The sequence below is a fragment of the Gordonibacter sp. genome (assembly GCF_036667095.1).
Lineage (GTDB): Bacteria > Actinomycetota > Coriobacteriia > Coriobacteriales > Eggerthellaceae > Gordonibacter.
Map to the genome: position 1 here is coordinate 1 of NZ_JAVWUP010000290.1, position 2,516 is coordinate 2,516.

Sequence of the window (2,516 nt, forward strand, 5' to 3'; positions counted from 1 at the left end):
GGCTGCCCATCTGCGGAACCTGTCGCCGTTCCATTCAGCGAAGTCCCGATGCGCATCGGGCATGTGATCGGGATTGGTCCTGTAATCTCCCTGCCTGCGCCCGCGTTCGTGCATGGCGATCCTCTTGCCGTCGCAGGCTATCGCTACCGTCTTGTCGGTGGCACTCACTGATACGACGCGCTTCACATAGTGGAAGGGAACTGAATACCAGACCCCATCGAAGCTGACATGATAGTTAAAATTGACGGTGGCTTCCTTGCGGGTGACTATCTCGTAGGGATGCGGGGGCAGCGGGATGAGCATCGGTTTCTCTTGGTCGGAGTAGATGCTATCCCGACTGCCCTCTCTTTTCTGGAAGGGACGGGAGTTGATGGCCATGATCCGTGTCAGAAGCGCCCTGTTATAGTCGGCAAGTGACATGAAACGGCGGTGACGCAACGCCATCATCGCCTGACGTTCGATGACGCCCACTCCCATCTCGATGCTGCCCTTGTCGCGAGGACGCCTCACGCGCGTTGGCACGACTGCGCAGCCGTAATGCTCACTCATGCGTCGGTATTGCTCGTTGACGATGAGCTCATCTTTGGTGTTCTTGGTTACCGCGGTCCTCGTGTTGTCGGGCGTGAGTATCGGTGTCGAGCCTTTGAAGAACGTGAACATATGCACGTGTGCGCTCACCCAGGCCTCCTCATCGGTTCTATAGAAGCCTTCGGCATAAAGGTAGTTCGAGTACGGTAGACAGGCGGCGAACACGTATATCTTGAGTATCTCCCCGCTGTCCGGGTCTATCACCTCTCCCGTATCTCCAACCCAGTCAACTTGGATCTGCTCTGCTGGTCGGTGCTCAATGTGCATGCGCACGTCGTTTCTTCGCGCCCATTCGCGATGTGCCATGCAAAACGCCGAATACATGTAGGGTTCTTTTCCTTGCGCGAGCGCACTCCCGCAGTACTCGTTCCACAGAAGAGACATCGTCATACCCCGTCTCTTCAATTCTTCCGCGGTCCGCTCGTGATCGATTGCCGCTTTGTCCTTAGACTTGCGGTTTTTCTCGGGATAGATGGCAAGCCGTATCGCTTTGTCGTCCATCTCGTCAGGCAGAGGCCATTCGACCCCATGGGGCTTCGCCGCCTTCAAGATGTCTGATACCGTCGATTGGCCGCAGCCGCACGAATAGGCGATGTTCCTCTGACTGATTCCCATGGAAGCAAGCCTGAGGATCTCACGGTACTTGAGCATATCTTTTCCTCTCTCTAGATGATCTTTGGTGCTTTTGCACCAAAGACAGATTCTAGGGAAAAGAAAAGCCCGTAACCCGGGCTTGTTGGTGATCGCTTTGGCGTGGATTGGTTATCGGCGAAGCTTGGAATCGTTATCGGTCAAGCGCGTCGTACGCACCAAATCCATAAGATCCGAATTCATCAAAGTTCACAGGCTCTTTAACGCTCTCTTCCGTTCCCTGCGAAATCATATCCCACAACTGAAAAACAAATATAGGGATACTGCTCTTGTCCATTATTTTCGCCATTACGCATGCTTCGCTAGGTTTCGATTTAATGAGATAATTTGACCTAATCTCCTCAAGCAGCACTTCATATTCTGCAATTTGGGCCTTCATGCATTTTTCAAAATTGTATCTATAAAATGCATACCGATCCCCGCAAACAAAAGCAGACTCGGAAGTAGTTATTTGATTTTGACTAATACCTAACAAACGGCATAACTCATTATTGCCGCATCCACCATCAGCATCGAACAAACATTTACATTCTATGTCAAAGGCAGAGAAAAGCCGCCATAGAAGAGGGATAGCATTCTTTCCACCACAACTTACTATCTCGACTCCCTCGCTTGCAAGAGAGTGATTCAATCTTCGAAAAAATACCGGCAATGCTTTCAGCTCTGTCTCCCCCTCAACGAGAAGAACTTGGTTGGCAAAAAAACCTTTGGCTTGATCAGGCGTTAGCTTCGTCTCATAGTATTCGCCAATTCCTCGCTCGCTTACCTTGTTTTCAGGAACACCCGAGTCTATACAAAAGTTCACAAGGTCACTCTTACTAACTTGCTTTACGTGTGTTAAGCCGTCCTCTGTTTTATAGACTCTTGCGATGCCGTCAAGGTTATTCATGTCGACAAAATCAGGAGAATGAGTCGACAAAACAACTTGAAGACCATCCCCACAAAGATTATAAATGTATTCTTTGAGCCACCTCAGCGCCAATGGATGAAGGTGCGCTTCTGGTTCCTCAATTATCAGCACAAGGGAGTTTTTGCTGAATGTTTGGGCGTATGCTTTTGCGAACGCCATCAAAAGAATTTGTTGTTCTCCCGTACCGAACTCATCGAAAGATCTTTGGTTGCCATTTTCCGTTGCCACTACTCGCATAGCATTGGCATAATTATTGGGATCAAAAGCGGAAAAATCTACTTCAAGACCATGAGAAAAACCTCGGACGGAATCCGCTACGCCGTTTTTGAACGACTCGAAAAACTGCGCATATTCTGGCACCCCTTCA

2 protein-coding genes are annotated in these 2,516 nt (G+C 49.7%); both read right to left on the reverse strand.

Annotation, left to right across the window (positions count from 1 at the left end; translation table 11 throughout):
- The coding region (istA, locus tag RR842_RS13825; protein WP_332730164.1) for an IS21 family transposase at positions 1-1,239 on the reverse strand (1,239 nt) is incomplete at its 3' end.
- Between the two features lie 133 nt (positions 1,240-1,372).
- The coding region (locus RR842_RS13830; protein WP_332730165.1) for a TOPRIM nucleotidyl transferase/hydrolase domain-containing protein at positions 1,373-2,516 on the reverse strand (1,144 nt) is incomplete at its 5' end.